22 protein-coding genes are annotated in these 22617 nt (G+C 67.6%); 8 read left to right on the top strand and 14 right to left on the bottom strand.

All coding sequences use genetic code 11. From position 1 onward, the window contains the following. Positions 1 to 27: 27 nt before the first annotated feature. The 3 genes from BRAS3809_RS02675 (at position 28) to puuE (ending at position 2797) form a co-directional block, all read left to right on the top strand. Positions 28 to 921 (top strand): LysR family transcriptional regulator, encoded by an 894-nt coding sequence (locus BRAS3809_RS02675; protein WP_008960560.1) that lies wholly within the window; start codon positions 28 to 30, stop codon positions 919 to 921. Between the two features lie 89 nt (positions 922 to 1010). After that, on the top strand, positions 1011 to 1367 hold the full coding sequence (gene uraH / locus BRAS3809_RS02670; RefSeq protein ID WP_008960559.1) for a hydroxyisourate hydrolase: 357 nt from the start codon (positions 1011 to 1013) through the stop codon (positions 1365 to 1367). 5 nt (positions 1368 to 1372) lie between these two features. Further along, positions 1373 to 2797, top strand: coding sequence for an allantoinase PuuE (puuE, locus tag BRAS3809_RS02665; protein WP_008960558.1), 1425 nt, complete (start codon positions 1373 to 1375; stop codon positions 2795 to 2797). A gap of 110 nt (positions 2798 to 2907) precedes the next feature. Here the strand turns inward: puuE and BRAS3809_RS02660 are convergent, their stop codons facing one another. Together BRAS3809_RS02660 and BRAS3809_RS02655 are read right to left on the bottom strand one after the other, a co-directional pair. After that, positions 2908 to 4263, bottom strand: coding sequence for an amidase (locus BRAS3809_RS02660; RefSeq protein WP_008960557.1), 1356 nt, complete (start codon positions 4261 to 4263; stop codon positions 2908 to 2910). After that, positions 4250 to 5443, bottom strand: coding sequence for an MFS transporter (locus tag BRAS3809_RS02655; protein ID WP_008960556.1), 1194 nt, complete (start codon positions 5441 to 5443; stop codon positions 4250 to 4252). Before BRAS3809_RS02655 ends, BRAS3809_RS02660 begins: the two co-directional genes overlap by 14 nt. A gap of 29 nt (positions 5444 to 5472) precedes the next feature. Between BRAS3809_RS02655 and BRAS3809_RS02650 the strand changes: the two genes are divergently transcribed. Continuing rightward, complete coding sequence (locus tag BRAS3809_RS02650; RefSeq protein ID WP_008960555.1) at positions 5473 to 5814, top strand: hydroxyisourate hydrolase; 342 nt, start codon at positions 5473 to 5475, stop codon at positions 5812 to 5814. Between the two features lie 144 nt (positions 5815 to 5958). Here BRAS3809_RS02650 and BRAS3809_RS02645 read toward each other — a convergent pair whose 3' ends face one another. The 8 genes from BRAS3809_RS02645 to BRAS3809_RS02615 form a co-directional block, all read right to left on the bottom strand. Then, on the bottom strand, positions 5959 to 6774 hold the full coding sequence (locus BRAS3809_RS02645) for an ABC transporter permease (RefSeq protein ID WP_008960554.1): 816 nt from the start codon (positions 6772 to 6774) through the stop codon (positions 5959 to 5961). After that, positions 6771 to 7640: an ABC transporter permease gene (locus BRAS3809_RS02640; protein WP_008960553.1), complete on the bottom strand. Its 870-nt coding sequence runs from the start codon at positions 7638 to 7640 to the stop codon at positions 6771 to 6773. Before BRAS3809_RS02640 ends, BRAS3809_RS02645 begins: the two co-directional genes overlap by 4 nt. 3 nt (positions 7641 to 7643) lie before the next feature. Then, entirely contained in the window at positions 7644 to 8690 is a 1047-nt protein-coding gene (locus BRAS3809_RS02635) for an ABC transporter substrate-binding protein (RefSeq protein ID WP_008960552.1), read from the bottom strand. A 41-nt stretch (positions 8691 to 8731) separates the two neighbouring features. Next, positions 8732 to 9817 (bottom strand): ABC transporter ATP-binding protein, encoded by a 1086-nt coding sequence (locus tag BRAS3809_RS02630; RefSeq protein ID WP_008960551.1) that lies wholly within the window; start codon positions 9815 to 9817, stop codon positions 8732 to 8734. A 226-nt stretch (positions 9818 to 10043) separates the two neighbouring features. Further along, a complete protein-coding gene (locus BRAS3809_RS02625) occupies positions 10044 to 10793 on the bottom strand; it encodes an aspartate/glutamate racemase family protein (protein ID WP_008960550.1) in 750 nt (249 codons plus the stop codon). 67 nt (positions 10794 to 10860) lie between these two features. After that, positions 10861 to 11319 carry a DUF3429 domain-containing protein gene (locus tag BRAS3809_RS02620; protein WP_008960549.1) on the bottom strand — a complete coding sequence of 153 codons (459 nt, stop codon included), beginning with the start codon at positions 11317 to 11319 and terminating at the stop codon, positions 10861 to 10863. Between the two features lie 11 nt (positions 11320 to 11330). Then, positions 11331 to 11510 (bottom strand): DUF2256 domain-containing protein, encoded by a 180-nt coding sequence (locus tag BRAS3809_RS34580; RefSeq protein ID WP_083839034.1) that lies wholly within the window; start codon positions 11508 to 11510, stop codon positions 11331 to 11333. A gap of 6 nt (positions 11511 to 11516) precedes the next feature. Then, the gene (locus tag BRAS3809_RS02615) at positions 11517 to 12293 is read right to left on the bottom strand and encodes an SDR family NAD(P)-dependent oxidoreductase (protein ID WP_008960548.1); all 777 of its coding nucleotides are present in this window, start codon (positions 12291 to 12293) and stop codon (positions 11517 to 11519) included. A gap of 229 nt (positions 12294 to 12522) precedes the next feature. Here BRAS3809_RS02615 and BRAS3809_RS02610 point away from each other — a divergent pair, with 229 nt between their 5' ends. Both BRAS3809_RS02610 and BRAS3809_RS02605 read left to right on the top strand, forming a co-directional pair. Next, positions 12523 to 13272: an ABC transporter ATP-binding protein gene (locus tag BRAS3809_RS02610; protein WP_035655112.1), complete on the top strand. Its 750-nt coding sequence runs from the start codon at positions 12523 to 12525 to the stop codon at positions 13270 to 13272. Further along, positions 13269 to 14795 (top strand): hypothetical protein, encoded by a 1527-nt coding sequence (locus tag BRAS3809_RS02605; protein WP_008960546.1) that lies wholly within the window; start codon positions 13269 to 13271, stop codon positions 14793 to 14795. Before BRAS3809_RS02610 ends, BRAS3809_RS02605 begins: the two co-directional genes overlap by 4 nt. Before the next feature lie 5 nt (positions 14796 to 14800). Here the strand turns inward: BRAS3809_RS02605 and BRAS3809_RS02600 are convergent, their stop codons facing one another. After that, positions 14801 to 15727: an alpha/beta fold hydrolase gene (locus tag BRAS3809_RS02600; protein ID WP_008960545.1), complete on the bottom strand. Its 927-nt coding sequence runs from the start codon at positions 15725 to 15727 to the stop codon at positions 14801 to 14803. 109 nt (positions 15728 to 15836) lie between these two features. Here BRAS3809_RS02600 and BRAS3809_RS02595 point away from each other — a divergent pair, with 109 nt between their 5' ends. After that, a complete protein-coding gene (locus BRAS3809_RS02595; protein ID WP_008960544.1) occupies positions 15837 to 16655 on the top strand; it encodes an MBL fold metallo-hydrolase in 819 nt (272 codons plus the stop codon). A gap of 62 nt (positions 16656 to 16717) precedes the next feature. Here BRAS3809_RS02595 and BRAS3809_RS02590 read toward each other — a convergent pair whose 3' ends face one another. Further along, positions 16718 to 17170 carry a cupin domain-containing protein gene (locus tag BRAS3809_RS02590; protein WP_008960543.1) on the bottom strand — a complete coding sequence of 151 codons (453 nt, stop codon included), beginning with the start codon at positions 17168 to 17170 and terminating at the stop codon, positions 16718 to 16720. 327 nt (positions 17171 to 17497) lie between these two features. Between BRAS3809_RS02590 and BRAS3809_RS02585 the strand changes: the two genes are divergently transcribed. Next, positions 17498 to 17962: a DUF4399 domain-containing protein gene (locus BRAS3809_RS02585; protein ID WP_008960542.1), complete on the top strand. Its 465-nt coding sequence runs from the start codon at positions 17498 to 17500 to the stop codon at positions 17960 to 17962. 78 nt (positions 17963 to 18040) lie between these two features. Here BRAS3809_RS02585 and BRAS3809_RS02580 read toward each other — a convergent pair whose 3' ends face one another. After that, a complete protein-coding gene (locus BRAS3809_RS02580) occupies positions 18041 to 20740 on the bottom strand; it encodes a methyl-accepting chemotaxis protein (RefSeq protein ID WP_240535581.1) in 2700 nt (899 codons plus the stop codon). Positions 20741 to 21050: 310 nt separating this feature from the next. After that, entirely contained in the window at positions 21051 to 22307 is a 1257-nt protein-coding gene (locus BRAS3809_RS02575; protein WP_008960540.1) for an aminopeptidase, read from the bottom strand. Positions 22308 to 22617: the final 310 nt, after the last annotated feature.

The following is a 22617-nucleotide window of genomic DNA, read 5'->3' as shown; positions in this document are numbered from 1 at the left end:
ATTTGGCGACAATGGCGCTCGGGGTCCATGGACAAGCTCAGCAGCCTCCGGGCGTTCGTGAAGGTGGTCGAGAGCGGCAGCTTCGCCGAGGCGGGACGTCAGCTGCGGCTGTCGCGCTCGGCGATCTCGAAATATATCGGCCAGCTCGAGCAGAGCCTCGGCGTGCAGCTGATCGTCCGCACCACCCGGCACGCCAGCCCGACCGAGACCGGCCAGCGCTATTTCGAGCGCGCGGTCGCGATCCTGGCGGATCTCGACGCCGCCGACCAGGCGGTCAGCCAGTTGCAGGCGGCGCCGCGCGGGCTGCTCCGCGTCAACGCGCCGATGTCGTTCGGCACCATGCGGCTCGGGCCCGTCGTCGCCGACTTCATGGTGCGTTATCCCGAGCTGCAGCTGCAGATCGTGCTGAGCGACGATCTGCTCGACCCGGTGCAGGACGGCTTCGACGTGACCTTGCGGATCGCCGAGCTGGAATCGTCTAGCCTGGTGGCGCGGCGGATCATGCCGGTCGAGCGGGTCGTCTGTGCCGCGCCGGCCTATCTGGCGCGGCACGGCACGCCGGAAAGCCCCGAAGATCTGCGCCGCCACAGCTCGCTCACCTATGGCTTCCTGCTGACCGGCAACCAGTGGAAACTCACCGGCCGCGACGGCGATCACTGGATCCAGCCGGCCTGGAGCCTGTGCGTCAACAATGCCGAGGTGCTGCGCGACGTCGCGGTCAAGGGGCAGGGCATTGCGCTGATCCCGCACTTCATCGCGGCGGATGCGCTGGCGAGCGGCGCGCTGACCGCGATCCTCGCCGACTACGCTGCGCCGCCGCTCGCGCTATACGCGATCTATCCGCCGACCCGTCACCTCTCGGTGAAGGTGCGCCTGTTCATTGATTTCCTGGTCGAGCGTTTCGGCCGGGCCGGCGCCTGACCACGCTTTGGGCTCGCGGTGATCGGCAAAACGCCTCGAAGCCTTAACCGGGCGCTGCTAGGCTTGGGTGACAGCAGGAGGGAGCACCGATGGGCCGTCTCAGCACGCATATCTTGGACACGGTCAGGGGCAAGCCGGCCGCCGAGGTCGCGATCGACCTCGATGTTCTCGGCCCCGGCGGCGCCTGGCGGCGGATCAAGCAGGTTCGGACCAATGCGGATGGACGTACCGACCAGCCGGTGCTGGCCGGGGACGACTTCACCGCCGGCACCTACATGCTGACGTTCCACATGGGCGCGTATTTCAAGGCCCATGGCCTCGTCGCCGGCGATCCGCTGTTCCTCGACCTGATTCCGCTCCGCTTCACGGTCGCCGATGCGAGCGCGCACTATCACGTGCCGCTGCTCGCCACGCCCTGGAGCTACCAGACCTATCGCGGGAGCTGAGACGCATGAGTGCCGATTACCCGCGCGACATGGTCGGCTACGGCCGGACGCCGCCGCATCCGCGCTGGCCAGGCGATGCCCGCATCGCCGTGCAGTTCGTGATCAACTACGAGGAGGGCGGCGAGAACAACATTCTCCACGGCGACACCGCCTCCGAAGCCTTCCTGTCCGAGATCGTCGGTGCCCAGCCCTGGTGGGGCCAGCGCCACATGAACATGGAGTCGATCTACGAGTTCGGCTCGCGCGCCGGCTTCTGGCGGCTGTGGCGGATGTTCACCTCGCGCAAGCTGCCGGTCACGGTGTTCGCGATCGCCACCGCGATGGCGCGCAATCCGGACGCCGTCGCCGCGATGAAGGAGGCGGGCTGGGAGATCGCCTCGCACGGCCTGAAATGGATCGACTATCGCGACTTCTCCGCGGCTGACGAGCGCGCCCATATCGAGCAGGCAATCCGCATCCACACCGAGCTGACGGGGACGCGGCCGCTCGGATTCTATCAGGGCCGCACCTCGGCGCACACGCTCGACATCGTGCTGAACGAGCAGGGCTTCGTCTACAGCGCCGATTCCTATGCCGATGAGCTGCCGTACTGGATTCAGGGCCCGCACGGTCCGCAGCTGATCGTGCCCTATACGCTCGACGCCAACGACATGCGTTTCGCCACGCCGCAGGGCTTCAACTCCGGCGACCAGTTCTTAGCCTATCTGAAGGACAGTTTCGACACGCTCTATGCCGAAGGCGTCGACAGCCCGAAGATGATGTCGGTCGGGCTGCATTGCCGCCTCGTCGGCCGTCCCGGCCGCGCCGCCGCGCTGGCGCGTTTCCTCGACTACATCATGGGCCATGACAAGGTCTGGGTGGCGACCCGGCTGGACATCGCGCGGCACTGGATCCGGACGCATCCGCCGGCCGGCGTCTGGCGGCCGTCGCAGATGTCACGCGTGCTGTTCGTCGAGCGCTATGGCGACATCTTCGAGCATACGCCGGAGATTGCCGACCGTGCCTATCGCGCCGGCCTGACCGCCTTCGACGATTCCGCCGATGCGCTGCATACGACCCTGATGAACGTGGTTCGGGCGATGAGCCGCGACGAGAAGCTGAGGCTGATCCGCGCCCATCCCGAGCTCGCGGGCCGCGAGGCGCTGGCGGGGGAGATGACGCATGATTCGATCGGCGAGCAGGGCCGGCTCGGCTTCACGTCGCTGTCGCGCGCGGAGTTCGAGCGCGTGGCCGACATCAACCGGCGCTATCGCGACAAGTTCGCCATGCCGCTGATCGTGGCGCTGGCGCTGCACGCTGACCGCGCCTCCGTCATCGCCGAGATGGACCGGCGCATCAGCAACGATCTCGACACCGAGATCGCCAACGCCATCGACCAGATCGGCCACATCACGCGGGCGCGGCTGGCGAAGAAGTTCGAGCAGGGGTGAGAGCGGGCGATTCAGCCGCCTGCAGGTTGGACTCCGGCTCGTTCTTCACGGGCAGCGCGCTCTCCCCACGCGCGGGGCGAGGCGGCACCGCGCGAGGCGCGATCGATTGACTAAATCTGATCAGCGAACACGCGCTCGGCGTTTGCAGCCACATCGAGCAGCAGGCGATCGCGGCCACGCGCTGCAATCATCTGCAGGCCATACGGCAGCCCCTGCGTCGTCCTCCCGCATGGGATGGAGATCGCCGGCACTCCGGCATGGTTGACGAACGGCGTGAACACCGCATGGCCGCGCGGGCTCGCCGGTCGGCCGCCGATCATGGCCGGGCCGAGTTGCGTGAACGGCCAGGCCACACACGGCACCGTCGGCGCCAGCAGCACATCAGCCTCCAGGAAGAACGTCGCAAAGGCGCGTGCGATCTGCGTGCTCGCCTCGAGCGCGCGCGCAACGTCGGCACCGCCGAGGCCGAGCCCGCGCTCGATCTGCCTGGCGATATCAGGATCGAATTGCGCGGGATCGGCGCGAAACGCCTCGCCGAACAGCGCCGCCAGCCCGGCATGCTGCAGCGGCATCACCGCGTCCTCGGCGAGCCCCGGCGGCCAGACGGGATCGCGTCTCGCAATCGAGAGGCCCGCGGCGGAGAGACGTGCGACCGCGCGTTCGATGCCGCTGCTGACCTCATCATCGACGGCGACATCGAGCCCGAGCCGTGGTGAGAACGCGATGCGCAGCGGCTTCGGCTGTCCGGCCGGCGGCAGATCGAACGTTGTGGGATCGCGCGGATCGACGCCAGCCATCGCCTCGAACGCAAGCCTCGCATCCGCGACATCGGCAGCGATCGGGGCCATCACCGAGATGCCCCAGCCCGCCTCGGCAAATCCCGGTCCATACGGGATCGCGCCATAGGAGGGCTTGAAGCCGACCACGCCGACATGCGCCGGGGGCCGCCGGCTCGAGCCGCCGGCATCGGTGCCGAGCGCCAGCGGCACGAGGCCAGCGGCGACGGCCGTGGCCGGACCGCCTGACGATCCGCCCGGCGTCAGGTCCGGGTTGTCCGGATGGCGCGTCGGCCCGTACAGCAGCGACGTGGTGACGCCCTTGCAGGCGAACTCCGAGGTCGCGCCGATGCCCACGATCACCGCGCCGGCGCGGCGCAGCCGTGCGACCGCGATCGCGTCCTCCGGTGCGGTGAACGCGGCGAACAGCTTGGAGCCTTGCGTGATGCGCCAGCCGCCGACCCAGATGTTGTCCTTGATCACCACCGGCACGCCCGCGAGCGGCAGCTTCTCACCGGCGGCCACGCGGGCGTCGACGGCCTCGGCCTCCGCGCGCGTTCGCTCCGGATCGATCGTCACGACCGCGTTGAGCGCCCGCGCCGCGTCGATGCGCGCCAGCGCCTGTTCGGCCATCTCCCTCGCTGTCGTCTGCCTGGCCAGGACGGCGGTTGCGATCTCACTTGCGCGCATGACAACGCTCCATCAGGAGAACGGCAGCCCCTGCGGCTGCCAGCAGTCCGAGTGCGACGAAGCTGCCGCCAAGCCCGACACGCGGTGTCAGCAGCGCGACGAGCAGCGGTGCCGCGACGAGGCCGAGAAACGACGCCGTGAGCACCGCACCGGTCGCCTCCGCGACGCGGCCGGGATTGGCGAGATTGGCGATCTCGGCAATGAACACGCCGTTCCAGCCGCTCGCGGTCAGCCCGAACAGGATGGTCAGGACAACAAGGGTGGCGCGGTTCATCACAGGGCCCCAAACCCCCAGCAGCATCGCGCACACCGCCATGCCCGCGCCGGCCACTACCAGCACCGCGCGTGCCGAGCGCAGCCGCGTGGCCACCGCGCCCCAGCCGAGCCGTCCGATCAGCCCCGCGCCTTGCGCCGACGCCAGCACCCAGCCGGCCTCGACATGGCTCAGCGCGAGCTCTGATGTGCCGAAGCTGACGAAGCAGGTGTTGAGGATCACCTGCATGCCGCTGAAGGGGATCGAGGCGATCGCGAGCGCGGCCATGCGACGGTCGGCGCTGACGAGCTGCAGCCGCTGCTTCAAGCCGAGATCCGGCATCGCGGATATCGTGACGGCATAGGCCGGCCGCAGTCGCTCGAAGCAGACGAAGCCGATCAGGGCGCAGACGATCACGGCGGCGTAGGCGGAGCTCGGCGCCAATCCGACGGCGAGCGGTGGCAGCAGCAACGAGCCGATGACGGCGCCGATCTGGCTGCCGGTCTGCCGGATCGAGAACACCATCGCGCGCTGCTCGGGCGGCACCAGCCGTCCGAGCAGTGCCGCGCTCGCCGGCGTTTCTGGTCCAGCCGCGAGGCCGAGTACCAGGCCGGCGCCGAGCAACGCCCAGCCATGGCCGAGCGTCGCCAGCGACATGCCGGTGCAGACGGCGACCGCGCACAGCGCTGCGACTCGCAGCGAGCCGGCCTTCTGAACCAGCGTGCCGCCCCAGAACGACGACGCGAGACTGACCGCAAAGGCGGCGGTCGAGAACAGCGACAGCTGCTCGATGCCGAGCCCGGCGCGTGGAGCCACACTGCCCGGCGCAAACAGCGCCAGCGACACCAGCGCCTGGAGCGACGTCATCGCGATCAGCGCAGGCCATAGCGGCGGCGCTGGCGCCGCCGCGGGTTTCGCGTCTATCATGCTGCGGCAACCTGACGACGGAGCAAGTGATGGCCGGCGGAATCTCGGTTCATGCGGTCGATGTAGCCCACGGGCGTCCGGCGCTCGGCCTGCGCGTCGCCATCTGGCGTGTCGCGCCCGACCGCATTTTGCTCGCCGAAGGCCAGCTCGGCGCCGACGGCACTTTGCAGGCGCCGGTCGTCAAGGGCGACGGCGTCACGGCCGGCGAGTACGAGGTGCTGTTTCATATCGGCGAGTTCTTCGGGGCAAATGCTCAAACGAAATTTCTCACCACAGTGCCGTTTCGCTTCGCCATCGACAAGGTCGAGGAGCATTTTCATCTGCCGCTGAAGTTCACGCCGTGGGGCTATTCGATCTTCCGCGGGGCTTGAGGGTGTGCGGCCATCCTTCGAGACGCCCGCCTGCGGCGGGCTCCTCAGGACGAGGGCCGATTTCGCGGCGAGATATTCACCCTCATGGTGAGGAGCGCCGCAAGCGGCGCGTCTCGAACCAAGAGGCCCCCGCATGCGCGTCGATCACCCCGTCAGCCGTTTCGACAGTCCTGTGGTGCGCTCCATGATCGCCATCAGCGCCACCGTGGCGATGATCAGCACGCTGGACAGCGCGGCGATGGTGACGTCGAGCTTGCCTTCGAGGTCCTGCCACATCCGGATCGGCAGCATGTCGGTCGCGGCGTCGCGCAGGAACAGCGACACCGGGACGTTGTCGAACGACGACATGAACGCGATGAACGCGCCGGAGATGATGCCGGGGCGGATCAGCGGCAGCACGATGCGGCGGAAAGTGTAGAGCCTGGAGGCGCCGAGGATTGCCGAGCTTTCCAGCAAGGTCGGCTCGAGCTGCGCCAATGCGGCGACCGTGTTGCGGACGACATAGGGCACGCAGACGATGGTGTGTCCGATCACCAGCGTGAGCAGCGACACCGGTAGTCCGATCAGCGAGAAGAACATCAGCGCCGCCAGCCCGAAGGCCAGCGCGGGCAGCACCAGGGGCGACATGAACAGCGAGTCCAACAGCTTTGCGGTCAGCGTCTTGGAGCGCGAGATCGCCAGCGCCGCGGCAACGCCGAGCACGATCGAGAGGCCCGTCGACCACAGGGCGACTACGAGGCTGTTGCGCGCCGCGAATTGCAGCTGCCAGGCGTTCCACAATTCGACGTACCAGCGGGTCGAATAGCCCGGCGGCGGGAATTTCAGCGAGAAGCCCGACGTGAACGAGACGATCAGCACGACCAGTGACGGCGAGACGATCAGGATCAGCGCCAGCATGGCGATCACCGTCATCACGATCTGGAAGCTCAACGCCTCCCAGTTGCGCTGCCGCCGGCTCATCGCGCGTCTCCGTAGCCGCGGGCACGCCGGCCAAGCGTCGAGAACAGCGCCACGATCGCGAGCACCGCGAACAGGAAGATGATCGAGATCGCGGCCGCGAACGGCCAGTTCTGCAACGTCGAGGCCTGCTGATACAGATACATCGGCATGAACAGCATCTGCCCGCCGCCGACCAGCGACTGGGTGATGAAGGCGGTGATCGCCGCGGCGTAGGTGAGGGTGCAGCCGGCGATGATGCCGGGCATCGACAGCGGCAGCATCACCTTGACGAAGGTACGCCAGCTGCCGGCGCCGAGCGAGGCCGAGGCGTCGGACAGGTTAGGATCGATCCGGCCGATCGCGGTGATCAGCGGCAGCACCATCAGCGGCATCTGCACCTGGGCCAGCGCCGCGATCAGCCCGCCCTGGGTATAGATCATGCGCAGCGGCGTGCCGATCAGGCCGAGCGATTGCAGCACGGAGTTGATGATGCCCTGCCGGCCCAGGATCACGATCCAGGCGAAGGTGCGGACCACGACGCTGGTGAGCAGCGGCAGCAGCACGATCATGATGATCAAGGTCTGCACCCGGCTGCCCGAGCGCTGGTAGAGCCAGGCGATGGGATAGCCGAGTACGAGACAAGTCAGCGTCACCTCGGCGCCGAGCAGCAGAGTCGAGCCGAGTACGGCGAGGCTGAAGGGGTCGGTCAGGAACTTGACGTACTGGCCGAGCCCCCACACCGTCGCCGCGGTGTCGTTGTGGAGCGAGAGATAAACAAGTTGCGCCAGCGGCAGCACGAAGAAGATCGCGAACGCCAAGCCGAGGGGCAGCGCGAGCCCCAGGCTGAAGCTGGTCACGTCTCCCGGCGCGGTCGTGGCGCTCTTCATGGCTCAGATCTTGATGTCGCGATTGAACTTCTCGATCCAGGATGCGCGCTGCTCGTTGATCTTCTTCCAGTCCTGGAACACGAACTTCTTCTTCAGCTCGGCGGTGTCCTTGGCCAGCACCTTGGCGATCTCGCCGGACATCGCGACCTTGGTGTTGGTCGGCACGATCAGATAGGGCGGGTTCATCAAGGTCGTCTGCACCTCCGGCGACAGCGCCGCCTCGATCAGCTTGAAGGCGAGCTCCTTGTTCGGCGAGTTCTTGACGATGTGAATCGTGGTCTTGAAGGCGATCGCGCCTTCCTTCGGCGCCACGAACTCGACCGGCACGCCGCGCGCTTTCAGGATCTGGATGGCGTTGAAATTGCCGGGCGAGATGTCGATCTGGCCCTGCTGGAACAAGGTCGCCAGCGCGCCGGGATTGGCCGCGACCGCGGCGAGGTTCGGCTTCAACTCCTCCAGCGCCTTGAAGCCCTCGTCCACATTGGCTTCGGAGCCGCCGCGCATGCGGGCGATCTCGACCAGCCAGCCGGTGCCGAGGGTGGAGTTGAGGTTGGTGATGCCGACCTTGCCCTTGAACTCGGGCTTCCAGAGATCCGCCCACGACGTCGGCGGGGTCTTCACCGTCTCCGGATTGTAGGTCAGGCCGACGACCTGGAAGAACGGCGCCGGACCCATGGCGTCCTGCGCTTCCGGAATCAGGTCCTTGAAATAGGTGCTCTTGTCGGTGGGGTAGGGCTCGACGAGATCCTGGCCGATCGCGACCAGCGCCGGGCCGGGATCGTGCAGCATGACGTCGATCGGCGGGTTGGCCTTGGCGGCGTTGACCTTGGCGATCTGGTCGACCGACAGCATCGGGTCGAGCACGATTCCCGCATCGCCATTGGCTTTGCGGAAGGCGGGCACCAGCACCGCTTTATGCGCTTCCTCCCAGCTGCCGGTGAAGGTCGCGAACACCAGCGGCCGCGCCTGCGCGAGGCTCAGGCCCGGGAAGGCGTGCATGGCGCCCAGCGTCAAGGCGCTTGTCAGGAGCCGGCGGCGATCAAGCAACATGTTTCACTCCCATCATCTTTCACTCCAGATTTGTTGGTTGTTCATTGCGGGAACACAGTGGCGAGACCGGGGGCGAGTGGCGCGACGCGGACCGCCGCGCCGGCCTCGCGCAGCGGCGTGCCGCCGGTGCGGGCCTGCGAGATCTTGATGCTCGAGCCGTCTTTGGCCCTGATCTCATGGACGACGGTGGCGCCGAGCGGCAGCGCCATGCCGATCTCGCCGGCAAAACCCGTGTCGTCGCCGACGAAGGTGAGATGCTCGGGACGCAGGCAGACGGTGACCTTGTCGGAGGCACTGACCGGCGTGGGTGCGCGTGCGATGATCTCGCCCCCGGCCTCCAGGGCGACCTTGACGCCGCTCGCATCGCTCGCGAGTACGGTGCCCTTCATCCTGTTGGCGGTGCCGACGAAGGTATTCACGAACAGCGTCTGCGGCTCGTCGTAGATCTCGCTGGGCGTGCCGAACTGTTCGAGATGGCCGTGGCTCAGCACCGCGACGCGGTCGGCCATCGACAGCGCCTCCTCCTGGTCGTGGGTCACGATCAGGGTCGTCGTCCCGGCCATGCGCTGCAGCCGCTTGACCTCGATCTGCATGTCCAGCCGCAAGTTTTTGTCGAGCGCGGCGAACGGTTCGTCGAGCAGCAGGATCGACGGCTTGATCGCGAGCGCGCGGGCCAGCGCCACGCGCTGCTGCTGGCCGCCTGAGAGCTGCCGCGGCAGCCGCTCGCCGAACTGGCCGAGCTGCACCATGTCGAGCAGCCGCTGCGCTTCCTTCGCTCGCGTGGCCTTGTCGACGCCGCGCGCGGCGAGGCCGTAGCCGACATTCTCCGAGATCGAGAGATGCGGAAACAGCGCGTAGTTCTGGAACACGATGCCGACCGCGCGGCGGTTGGGTGGCAGCGCATCGACGACGTCGTTGCCGATGATGACGCGTCCCTCGCTCTGACCGATGAAGCCGGCGATGATCCGCAGCAGCGTTGTCTTGCCGCAACCTGACGGCCCGAGCAGCGCGATGATCTCGCCACCCTTCACATCGAGATTGATGTCGGAGACAGCCATCGTGCCGCTGGCAAAGCGGTGCGTGATCCGATCCAGAACGAGCGACTTGGCGTCCGATACGCTGGCCATGGGCTTCCTGCTCTATTCGTTTGAAAAAGCAAGAAGCGTGCCGCCTTTTGAGGCAGTGGCGGCGGTTTGTGTACAAGTGAGAGTAGGAACGGTATTCGAGGATAGCTTTTCTATCTAAGCTCAACGCTCGAAGCTGTTCGGCCTGCTCTGTCCGTCGTCATTCCGGGCTCGCGTGCCCCGGAATGACGCCGGGAGAGAGACGAGGCTCCTGACACTTCGCCTCCAACTACACGTCGCGATGCTCGAGCCGGGCCGCCAGCGCCTGCGGCAATCCCGCCGTCGGCTTCGCGGCCGGCCGTCGGAACGTCCCGGCGGTAGCCTTGCGCATCTTCAGCGCCAGCAGCGCCTCGGCCTGCTTCACGGCCGCGATCACCTGATCGACCACCGGCACGGGAATGCGATGCGCGACGCGTGCTGCAAGTCCCGACAGCGGCGCGCCGGCGAAGATCAGCACGTCGGCCTCGTTCTCCTCGACCGCGCGCAGCGCCAGCTCGACCAGCAGCTCCTCCTTCTCATGCTGCACGTCGGAGATCTGCTTGAAGCTGCCGTCGAGCATGCGGATGCCGGCGCAGCGCTCCATCAGCCCGTGCATGCGCACGCACTCTTCGTACCAGGGGCCGAGCGCCTGCGCGAAGGTGACGATGGCGAAGCGCCGTCCGGCCATGCAGGCCGTCAGCATCGCAGCTTCCGCAAGCCCGATCACCGGCACGTCGAACAATTCGCGCGCTGCGAACAGGCCGGGATCGCCGAAGGCGGCAATGATCGCGGCGTCGAACGTGCCGTTGCGCTCGGCCAGCATCTCCAGCGCCACGGCGCCGCCGATCTGCGCCTCCGCCCGTGTCGCGATGTAGGGCACCCCGCGCGGCGCGGTGCAGGGGATCAGCGTCGTGCCGGGTGCCGCGGCGTCGCGGCCGACCTGCAGCATCAGATCGGTGATGTCGGAGCGGATGTTGGGATTGAGCAGCAGGATGTTCATGGCGCCTCGCGAACGAGGCTGAAGCTTGCCCGAGGCGTCGCTGCTCTGTCTACAGCGGAGGTCGACGTCACGCTGCGCCCGGCGTCCCACCGAGGATCACGGCAAGGAAGGTCGCGAGCATCGCGGCGATCGCGCCGAGGCTGAGCAGCCGCCGCAGCTTGAGAAACCACGCTCTCCGATCGCCGCCGAAGCAGAGCTCGTCGACGATGAGCGCTGCGAGCAGCGCCGCGGTCAGCAGCACCAGCGACGGTACGGCCGGCAGCAGCAGTGCGGCCCAGCCGAGCAGCGCCGGCGTGACGCCCCAGGCCATCCGCCACCAGTCGGCCGCCGCCGGCGTCTGCACGGCGAGCCCCCAATGCACGGCACCGAGGAAGCTCAGGATCACGGCACCGTAGGCGATCTGGGCGTGCACGGCCATCAGCCGCGCCGGCTCCTGGCCCGCGATCACCAGAGCCGCGAGGCCGACAAAGGGAATCAGTCCACCCAGTCCGAGGATCCGCATGGATGCGGGAACGCCGGCGAGCATACGAGATCTCCTCAATTAGCGGGCCGCGGTGTTTGGGGTGGCGATGCCCGCCGTCGCTCGGACCGGCAACGGTCGGAGCAGAACTTCACCTCGTCCCAGTCGCGCGCCCATTTGCGCCGCCACGCGAAGGGGCGGCCGCAGGCGGCGCAGATCTTGGTCGGCAAATCCGCCTTGCGGCGCATCTTCGGCATGTCGCTTCACCAAGGCACCGGCATGCCGCGCCAGTCGTAGAAGCCGCCGGAGTTCTCGGGCTTCAGCCGGTCGATCACGCCGAGCAGATGCCGCGCCGCCTCGACGGGCGCGACGCCGCTGGCCGAGGCAAACGGCGCCGACAGCCGCGTCGCCACCGTGCCGGGATGCAGCGCGACGCAGATCGCGTCGGGAGAACGGCGGGCCAGCTCGATCGCCGCGCAATGCACGAGCTGGTTCAGCGCCGCCTTCGAAGCCCGATAGCCGTACCAGCCGCCGAGCCGGTTGTCGCCGATCGAGCCGACCCGCGCCGACAACGCCGCGAGCATGGCCTTTCCCGCGCGCGGCAGCCGTGGCAGCAGATGCTTCATCAGCAGCGCCGGCCCGGTCGCATTGATGGCGAAGGCACGGGCAAGACGCGCGGCGTCGAGTTCGCGCCAGCTCTTCTCGGGCTGCGCGTCCCCCTCGTGCAGCATGCCGGTGGCGATGATGACGAGCCGGACGTCGCCGGCGGCCGCAACGGCTTCGGAGGCCCGAGCGAGGCTGGCTTCATCGGTGAGATCAAATGCCGGATCGCTGCTCCGGCTGAAGCAGAGGATCGCATTGAAGTGGCCGCCCTCGGCGAGCGCCGAGCTCAGCGCCGCACCGATGCCGCCGCTGGCGCCGAACACGGCGGCGACGCCGCCGCGCGGGAACGAGGCCAGCCGCACGGCATGCCGGAACAGCGGCGCGTCTGCGCCTGGAGCGGCGTCTCCCGCCGCCGTCGCAATCTGCTGGTCCGTCACGTCCATCCTCGCCGGAGCGGTACAGGTACAGCCGCGATGCAGGCTGCTCCTCGTCCTAACGATATCGCCCCACGTCCGGATCATCGCGCCAGGCTGTGGCGCGACGATCCTGTTCGGGCGCCCGGAAACTTCCGCCGTGGAACGGCTCCTGGCGTTCACGATCGAGAGATCGTTCACCGCGCCGCAACGAGTTGCGTCCAAGTTGCCGATGCAAACCGAATGAGCGGTCATGACACCAGAGAGCTCCGCCCTCGCTGTCCGAGGGTTAACCAAATGTTTCGAACGGCCGGCGGTCGACGGGCTCGACCTCGTCGTGCGCGCCGGCGAGTTCTACGCGCTGGTCGGCCCCAACGGCGCCGGCAAGACCACGACCTTGCGCATGGTCGCGGGGCTGCTGCGGCCGGATGCCGGCGAGATCGCGATCTTCGGCATCGATGCCTTGCGCGATCCGATCGCCGCCAAGCAGGTGATGGCGTGGGTGTCCGACGAGCCGATGATCTACGACAAGCTCACGCCGCTCGAATATCTCGAATTTGTCGCCGGCCTGTGGGGCGTCGATCCCGCGAGCTCGGGCAAGACGGCGCGTGAGCTGCTGGTCTCGCTCGGGCTCGAGCCGCATCTGCACGAACGTTGCGAAGGCTTCTCCAAGGGCATGCGGCAGAAGGTGGCGCTCGCCGGCGCGCTGGTGCACGACCCGCAGCTGATCATCCTGGACGAGCCGCTGACCGGCCTCGATGCGGTCTCGGCCCGTCATGTGAAGGGTCGGCTTGCCGAGCGCGTCCGTCGTGGCGGCACCGTCATCATGACCACGCACATCCTCGAAGTGGCCGAGCGCATGGCCGACCGGATCGGCGTGATCGCCGCCGGGCGGCTCGTGGCCGAGGGCACGCTCGCCGAACTGCGCCAACAGAACGGCCGCACCGACACCAGCCTGGAGGAGCTGTTCATCGCGCTGGTCGACGTCGAGTCCGCGGCATGACCCGCGCGGCGACGCTCGCCTGGTTCGCCCGCCACGAGCTCAGGCTCGCCTGGCGGGAGTGGCTCGCCATGATCACCGCCGGCCGGCGCCGCCGCACCCGCGCAGCGATCATCGGCCTCGTGCTGTTCGGCGCCATCATGCATCTGCCGGCCTGGGCCGTGGTCGGCCGCTATGCCGATCTGCGGCCGCCGCTCGGCAAGACCGAGCTGATCGTGATCACCGCGACCATCCTGCTGTCCTGGGCCCTGATGCTGTCGCAGGCGATCGAATCGGTCACCCGCGTGTTCTATTCCCGCGCCGATCTCGACCTCATCATGTCCTCGCCAGTGCGGCTCGCCGAGATTTTCTCGGTCCGCATCGCCGCCATCGCATTCTCCGTCACCAGCATGGCGCTGCTGCTGGCGACGCCCTTTGTCGACGTGCTGCTGATCGAGGGGGGCGTACGCTGGCTCGCCGCCTTCGTGGTGGTGGCTGCCGTCGGCCTGTCGGCCGCGGCGCTGGCGATCGCGATCACCATCGTCCTGTTCCGCCTGATCGGTCCGGCGCGCACGCGGCTGGTGGCGCAGATCCTCGCCGCCGTGATCGGTGCCGGCTTCGTCATCCTGCTGCAGATCGCGGCGATCGTCTCCTACGGCACGCTGTCGCGTTTTGCCGTGCTCACCTCGGACGCGGCGGCCGCGATCGCGCCCGATCCGGAGAGCCTCGTCTGGCTGCCGGCCCGGGCGGCGCTCGGCGACAGCCAGGCGCTGCTGATCCTGCTCGGCGCCGGGCTGCTGCTGCTCGGCGTCGTGATGACGGTTTTCTCGCCGCGCTTCGCCGACACCGCGATCAGCGCCGCCGCCCAAGGCGTTTCCAGCCGTGCCGGTGCGCAGATCCGCAGCTTTCGCGGCGGCTCGCGGCAGCAGGCGCTCAGGCGCAAGGAATTCATGCTGCTGCGGCGCGATCCCTGGCTGATCTCGCAGACCCTGATGCAGCTGCTTTACCTGGTGCCGCCGGCCTTGCTGTTGTGGCGCAGCTATTCGGACAGCTCGCAGGCGGTGATCCTGATCACGCCGGTCATCGTGATGGCCGCAGGCCAGCTCGCCGGCGGCCTCGCCTGGCTCACGATCTCCGGCGAGGACGCGCCCGAACTGGTGGCGACGGCGCCGCTGCCGGGAGCGCGCATCGTGCGCGCCAAGATCGAGGTCGTGCTGATGACCATCGCGATCATCTTCGCGCCGCTGGTGCTCGCGCTCGGCTGGGTCGCGCCGAGGCAGGCGCTGGTGACGGCGGTGGCGGTGCTGATCGCCACGGTCTCCTCGACCGCCATCCAGCTCTGGTTCCGCGTGCAGGCGCGTCGCAGCCAATTCCGGCGCCGTCAGACCGCGTCGCGACTTGCGACGTTCGCCGAGGCCTTCTCCTCGATCGGCTGGGCGGCGACCGCCGCGCTGGCGCTCGCGCTGCCGGAAGCCGCGGTGATCTGCGGCCTGATGACCGCGGGCCTGTTGTTCGCGGCCTGGAAGCTCAGCCCGGCAAGGTCCTGATCCCTTCAGCGCAGCAGCTCCATGATGGCGGCGGCGAACGCCGCCGGCTCCTCCTGCGGCAGATTGTGGCCGGCATGCGGGATCACGCGATGGGCAATGCGGTTGCTGAACTTCGCCGCATGGGCGCGGCCGTCGGTCGCCGGGATCACCCCGTCGCTGTCGCCGTCGAGCGTGATCGTCGGCACGGTGATGACGGGCTGCGCCGCCAGCCGCCGCTCGAACTCCTCGTAGCGGGGGTCGCCGGCCGCGAGGCCATAGCGATGGCGATAGCTGTTGATCACGACGTCGACGTGATCGGGATTGTCGAACGCCGCGGCGGAGCGCGCGAAGGTCGCGTCGTCGAAGCGCCAGTTCGGCGACCATTGCTGCCACAGCAGCCGGGCGATCTCGGCGCGGTGGGCCGCCAGCCCGGCGCGGCCACGCTCGGTCTGGAAGTACCATTGATACCAGAATGCGAACTCCTGCGGCACCGGCGCAGGCTTGAGCGCCTTGGCGATGTCCTGGATCAGGTAGCCGTTGACGGCGACGAGCCCGGCGCAGCGCTCGGGCCACAGCGCCGCGCCGATGCAGGCGCCGCGGCCGCCCCAATCATAGCCGGCGAAGATAGCGCGCGGGATCGCCAGCGCATCCATCAGCGCGATCAGGTCGGCACCCATGGCGGCCTGCTGCCCCGAGCGCGGCGTCGAGGCGTCGCGGAAGCGGGTCGGACCATAGCCGCGCACATAGGGTACGATGACCCGGCAGCCGCGATCGGCGAGGCGCGGCGCGACGTCGACATAGGAGTGGATATCGTAAGGATAGCCGTGCAGCAGGATGACCACGGGACCATCCGAGGGGCCGCTTTCGACATAGGCGATGCTCAGGACTCCGGCATCGACTGCCTTGATCGGTTGCATCATCTGCGTCTGCGACGATCCGCCCCGGTCACTCATGCCATCCTCCCGCTTGCCGAGCCAGCCCTGTCCGTCGGGCGTTGCGGGGAGGATAGTTCTGAACGGAATTCCTCGCTACACTCACACGCGCCGTTGAAGAGGAACCGCCATGCTGCGCCCGCTGGTCTCGCTGCTTGCCGTCCTGGTCTCGTTCGCATCGCCCGCGCTGGCGCAATCGGGGCCGCGCAGCAGCGAGTGCCTGGCGATGGCCGGCGATACCCCGCGCGCCACGCCGGTCAGCCTGCGCCGGACGGCGGCCGCCGGCAACGAGGTGACGATCACCTATGCCGGCCATTCGACCTACTTCATCGACACGCCGATGGGCATCCGCATCGCCACCGACTACAGCGGCGCCTATCAGGTCGGGCGGCTGCCCGATGTCATCACCATGAACCGTGCGCATTCGACGCACTACACGCTGGCGCCCGACCCGCGCATTCCGCACGTGCTGCGGGGGTGGGGCGAGGACGGCAAGCCGGCGCAGATCTTCGAGCGGATCGGCGACGTGCTGATCCGCAACATCACCACCGATATTCGCCGCTACTTCAGCGATTCCCTCGGCGGCGACATGATCAAGGACGGCAACTCGATCTTCATCTTCGAGGTCGCGGGCCTGTGCATCGGCCATCTCGGCCATCTGCACGTCAAGCTCGACGAGACGCATTTCGCCGCCATCGGCCGGCTCGACGTAGTGATGGTGCCGATCGACGGCACCTACACGATGTCGCTCGACGGCATCTCCGAGATCACCAAGCGGCTGCGCGCTTCGGTGGTGCTGCCGATGCACCGCTTCGCGACGCCGCTCGACGAGTTCATGCGCAAGATCGGCCAGCAGTTCGAGATCGACCGCCGCATCGAGCGCTCCTTGAAGATGTCCCGCGAGCTGTTGCCGTCGAGTCCGACCGTGATCATTCTCGACGGGGTCTAGAGCATGATCCGGAAAAGTGGAGACCGGTTTTCCGATACGATCATGCTCAAACCAAAATGGCCTCAGGCGCCGGCCAGGCTGGCGCCGCGGCGGCCTTCCGGCGTCAGGAACATGCGCTTGAGCTTGTTGATCACGCGCACCGCCAGGCCGAGCACGTAGGGCTGCGTCTTCAGGCAGAAGGCGAGCTTCTTGACGTGGCCCTCGACGGACCACTTCGCATGCGCGCCGTCGCGGAAGAAGACCACGTCGCCCGGCCCGTAGCGCTTCGCCGGCATGCCGTCGCTCTCCAGCACGATCGCGCCTTCGAGGATCAGGATGGTCTCGTCGAAATCGTAGTACCAGTTGAACTTGCCCTCGGTGCAGTGCCAGACGATGGTCGAGCCGAGGCCGTCGCTGCTGCGTGCGATGGTGCAGGAGGTCGCGGTCGGATTGCCTTCGATGATCCAGGACGGCTCGATCGGCGCCGGCGACAGGTCGACGGCGAGATTGGCGGTTTCGATCAAGGACGGCGACATCGTGAACCTCAATTGCAACGGATTGAAATGGCCGGACGGGAGCCGGCATGGGCCTGCAACCGTAGCCGGACGCGCCTGACCGGCGCTTTCCCCGATCGTTAAAATTTGAACTGATCGCCGCGACCTGCCGTCGCATCACAACCACGCCAGCGCTATAAACATCACGCGAGCGCCGCAATTTGTTCGCGGCCTCGCCAAACCTTCTGATCTACTGTTTGCTCGCACTGCAAGATGCGCCATTCCATCCCGCGGGACGCTTGGCCCAGCCTGCAACGTGCCGTCACCATTAAAGATTTTCCGCCGTCGCAGAGATAAGGATTTCGAAGGATGCGCCGACTGAGCCTCGCCATCGCCCTCACGCTGTCCGCCGCCGCCCTTGCAACCACCCCGGTCGTCATGGCCGGCGAAACGCCAGCGCCCGAAAATGCCAAGGCCTACTTCATCAACCTCAAGGACGGCGACACCGTCTCCTCGCCGGTCCTGATCCGCTTCGGCCTGTCCGGCATGGGCATCGCCCCGTCCGGCACCGAGGCCCCCAACACCGGCCACCACCACCTGCTGATCGACGCGCCCGCGCTCGAGGGCGATGCGCTCAATGAGGCGATCCCGGTGGATGCCGAGCACGTGCATTTCGGCAAGGGCCAGACCGAGGCCTCGGTCAACCTGACCCCGGGCAAGCATACCTTGCAGCTCGTGCTCGGCGACTGGAGTCACATTCCGCACAACAAGCCGGTCATGTCCGAGCGGATCACCGTGACGGTGGAGCCGGCCACCCAGGCGAAGTCGCAATAACCCCGATAAGGCGCGGCCCGCGCTGCGGGCTGCGCCATTGCCTGCTGTCTCCTCCCGATCGCCCCGCCGCTCGCTCATCTACACCCGGAGCGCAAGCCGCAGTCCGCCCCAATGGCGGTCCTTGATCCGGATCGGCACGTCGATCTCCTTCAGCACCATCACCGCGCCGCCGCCCATGTCGCGCTCGTAGCGCTGGGCGAGATGGCCGTGCAGCGTCCGCGCCGCGGCCATTCCGGCGCGGTCCTTGTAGAAGCGGCGATGTCGGCTGTTCGCGACGTTCCAGACCTGCTCGCCTCGCCGCTGCGGCTGTGAGACCTTGCGGTTGTGCGTCGGGATATAGGCATTGCGGTCGATCGCGACGCAGAACACGACGTTCGGATCGGCGGCCAGCGCGGCCTCCTGGAACGGCGGCAGAAGCCGGTCGCAGAGCGCGGTGAACGGCGCCTCGAACTGTTCGGGGTCGGTGCCCGGGATGCGCTGATAGTCGAAATCGAACCATTGCGCGACGGTGCTCTCGCCGGACGCGATCGACTGCTCGATTGCCGCCGTGATCTTGCCGGCCACGGCCAGCGCGGCGTCGACTTGCGCCTGGTCGGCGTGGTCGATCGCGGCCAGCAGCGCGTCGACGGCCTCGCGCCGCGCTGGCGCCAGCTCGCGAAAGCTGAGATGGACGTCGCGATTGCCGATCGCAACGATGTCGCAATCGATCGTGCCGAACGATGCGCATTCGACCTTGACCTGCTGCTGCTCGGCCAGGCCGACGATGTCCATCGCCGCCCGGAATCGGAGGCCGCCGCCGGAGATGTCGAGCAGGGTGCCGTCGACATGGCCACCCCGGCTGTGCAGCCGCGCGGCGATGGTGACGGGGCGGCGCAGATCCGCGGAGCGGCGGTCGCCGAGGCTCGAGGTCCGCAGCGACACCATCAGATTGGCGCGCAGCTCGGAGACCCGGCCGTTGGTGCCGTTCACGAGCTCCGACACGGTCTGGGTCTGCTGCTCGACCTCGCTCGAGCGGCCGGAAATCCGGGTGACGTTCTCCGCGACCATGGCGACGCCGGCGGACGCCTCCGACAGGCTGCGCGCCACCTCGCGCAAGGTCGCCTCCTGCTGCTCGGCCGCCGCGGCCATCGCGGCGCTGGCGCCATCGATGCTGCCGATCGCCGCGCTGATCTTGCTGATGACGGCGGTGGAATCCGTGGTCGCGGTGGAGATGCGGTCGATGCGCTGGGCGATGTCGTCGGCAGCCTCCGAAGTCTTGCGCGCCAGTGCCTTGACCTCATGTGCGACGATCGCGAAGCCGGCACCGGCCTCGCCGGCGCGCGCCGCCTCGATGGTGGCATTGAGCGCCAGCAGGTTGGTCTGTGCCGCGACCTCGGCGATGGTGTTGACGACCGAGGAGATCTGCTCGGCAGCGTCGCTCAAGGCGGCGACGGTCGAGCCGGCCTGCTGCGCCTCGCGCGCCGCGCGGCTGGCGAGGTCGGCCGTTTCCGCCGCGCGCTGGGCGATCTCGCGCCCGGTCGCCGACAGCTCCTCCGCCGAGCTCGAAACGGTCGTCACATTGCTGCTGGCGCGCGCCGAGGCCTGCGCCACCATGCCGGCCTCGCTCGCGATGGTCTTCGCTTCCGACACCGCCTGGGCGCTGCGGGCCGATGCGTCGCTGCTGATGGTCATCACCTCCGCGACCGCGCAATCGAGATCGGTCTCGAGCAGCTCCCACATTTCCGCAAACATCTTGCGGCGCTCGCGCTCGGCGATCTCCTTGGCCCTGGCCTGCTCCTCGGTGAGACGGCGGTTCTCCAGCAGCTTGCCGTGGAACACGCCGAGCGCGCGCGAGATCTGGCCGACCTCGTCGCGGCGCTTCACCGGCTGCAGCTGCACGTCGAGATCGTTCTGTGCCAGCCGCTCCATTGCGCGCGCCATCTGCAGCAGCGGCGCGGCCAGCCAGCGACCGAACAGCAACGCCGCGGCTGCCGCGACCAGCACCGTGATGCAGATCGACCAGAACACGGTATCCTTCACGCGGGCGAGCTCAGCCTTGACGATGCCGAGGCGCTGGTCGGCGGCCGACCGGATCGCGTGCAGCGCCGGACTGATACTCTCATAGTGCCTTGTCAGCTCCGCCGCTTCGTCGAGCAGTTTGGTCTGGCCGCCCATATAGGCGAGGAAGCTCGTCCGGTAGATGTCCATCAGCTTGACGATCTCGGCCTTGACCGCATCGGGCAGGTCGGATTTCGCAAGCTCGGCGCCGAACTCATCGACGCGCTTGCGCAGATCGTCGCCATATTTGGGATCGCCGCGCAGCATGAAATCCTTCTCGTGCCGACGCATCATCAGCATCAGCACGGCCAGCCGCGGCTGGTCGTACTTCTTCAGCTGGGTCTCGATCCCATGCACGGCGGCGCGCAGCTTGCCTTGCAGGCCGTCGTTCTCGTTGAAGCCGATCACCTTCTGCGCGGCGACGACGTTGGCGAAGCGGACCGTATAGCCGTCGATGGCCTCGCGCGCCGAGGCGGCCTGGCGCGCCGTCTCGTCCGTGCGGTTCGCGGCGGCAATCTCGTCGACACGCGCGAGCCGCGAGCCGATCGCGCTCACGATCTGCTCATGCGCTGCGACCTTGGCGTCGGCCGGCTTCTGCAGAAATTCCGTCGCGGTGCCGCGCGCCTGCAACAGACCTTCCCAGATCCCGCCATTCAGCGCGGCCAGGGCCGCCACGCGATCCGCGGTCTGCTGGCTGTGTCGTTCGATCGACAATCCTGCCAGATAGAAGCAGCCGATCATGGCCACGCCCGCGACACCCAGACAAAGAATTTGGCTCTTCAGCCCAAATCGAATCCGGCTCGGTGCCGGGTCCGCTATCGCGGCGCTCATCGCTGTTTCCTATGAGTGAATTATGTAACAGCGTCGAGTTTTAGAAATCCTGCTTAACAGCGGCCTAACCGATGCGAGCAAGTCAGAAATACTCAACCTTTGGGCGCAGTAGAATTACGGGCTTTCACATCGACCAAGGTCACGACTAACAACTTTACGCACGATCTCGTGCAGTCGGCGGCCTCATCGACGTGATGCGACCGCCGACCGGCTGGGCGAATCAGGCCCACTCGCCCTTGCGGAACACCGGCACGCGGCGGCCGTCGGCGTGGACGCCGTCGATGTCCGTCTCGGCTGCGCCGATCATCCAGTCGATATGGATCAGGCTCTGATTGCCGCCCTGGGCGGCGATCTGCTGGGGTGACAGCGAGGTGCCGTTGACGAAGCATTTCGAGTAGCACTGGCCGAGCGCGATATGCGAGGCGGCGTTCTCGTCGAACAGCGTGTTGTAGAACAACAGGCCGCTCTTGGAGATCGGCGAGGAGTGCGGCACCAGCGCCACCTCGCCGAGCCGGCGCGCGCCCTCGTCGGTGTCGAGCACCTTGTTCAGCACCTGCTCGCCCTTCGACGCCTTGGCCTCGACGATGCGGCCCTCCTCGAACTTGACCTGGATGTCGTCGATCAGCGTGCCCTGATAGGACAGCGGCTTGGAGCTTCGGACGTGACCCGAGACGCGACGGCAATGCGGCGTCGTGAACACCTCCTCGGTCGGGATGTTGGCGTTGCAGACGATGCCGTTCTTGGCCGTCGAGGCGCCGCCCTCCCATTCGTGTCCATCGGCAAGTCCGATCGTCAGATCCATGCCGGGGCCGGTGTAGTGCAGCGCGCTGAAGCGCTGGCCGTTGAGCCACTCGGTGCGCTCGCGCAGCACCGCGTTGTGACGCTCCCAGGCCGACACGGCGTCCTCGCGATCGACGCGCGACGCGGCGAAGATCGCGTCCGCCAGCTTGGCGACCGCGACCTCCTCGGGGACATCGGGGAAGACCAGCCTGGCCCAGGACGCGCTGGGATAGGCGATGATGTTCCAGTTGGTCTCGAAATTGGTGATCTTCTCCAGCGCCGGCTGATAGGCCTTGGAGTTCGCCTTGCTGGCGCGCGCCACCTTGGCCGGGTCCTGGCCGGACAGCAGCATCGGGTTGTCGCCGACGATCGCGAGCCGCGCGGTGTTCTCCGAGAACGCCTTCGCCATGCCCTGGTAGAGCCAGTCGGCAGCGCGGTCGAAGCTGGTGTCGTGACCGTAGCGATAGCGCGCCAAGGTCAGTTCCTCGTCGGAGAAGAACGAGGTCACGATCCCGGCGCCGGCCTTGTAGGCGTGCTCCGCGACCTTGCGCACCAGCGGCAGCGCCACCGACGGCGCCGTCAGCAGCAGATCCTGCCCCGGCTGCAATTGCAGCCCGACCTTCACCGCCACCTCGGCGAGGCGGTCGAGCTTCACGGGATCGATGACGGTATCGAAGCTACTGAAATGTGCGGTCATCAGCGGTGTCCAGTTCCGTTGCTTTGGGATGTTCAAGAGATAAGCCTATGGGCAGGGCGGTCAATGGCGAAGGAAGCGCCGCAATCTCCGCTGTCGTCCCGGGCTTGACCCGGGACCCATACTCCGCGGCGTTTGCGGTGAAGCGCGGCTGTGGCTCCAGATCGCTCGATGCGAAGCTCCTGGGGTTTTGGGTCCCGGCGTTCGCCGGGACGACATGAGAGCGTGCCGGCACGGCGTCGCATTCTCGCACCCGCTTTCGCGTCCGAGTCTTGCTGGTCCAATCCACCCCCTCAAAGCGAGGGTGCAGGGA

The organism is Bradyrhizobium sp. STM 3809, assembly GCF_000239795.1.
Classification (GTDB): Bacteria; Pseudomonadota; Alphaproteobacteria; order Rhizobiales; family Xanthobacteraceae; genus Bradyrhizobium.
Note: the sequence above shows the minus strand (reverse complement) of the source record. Positions and strands in the feature narration are given on the sequence as shown.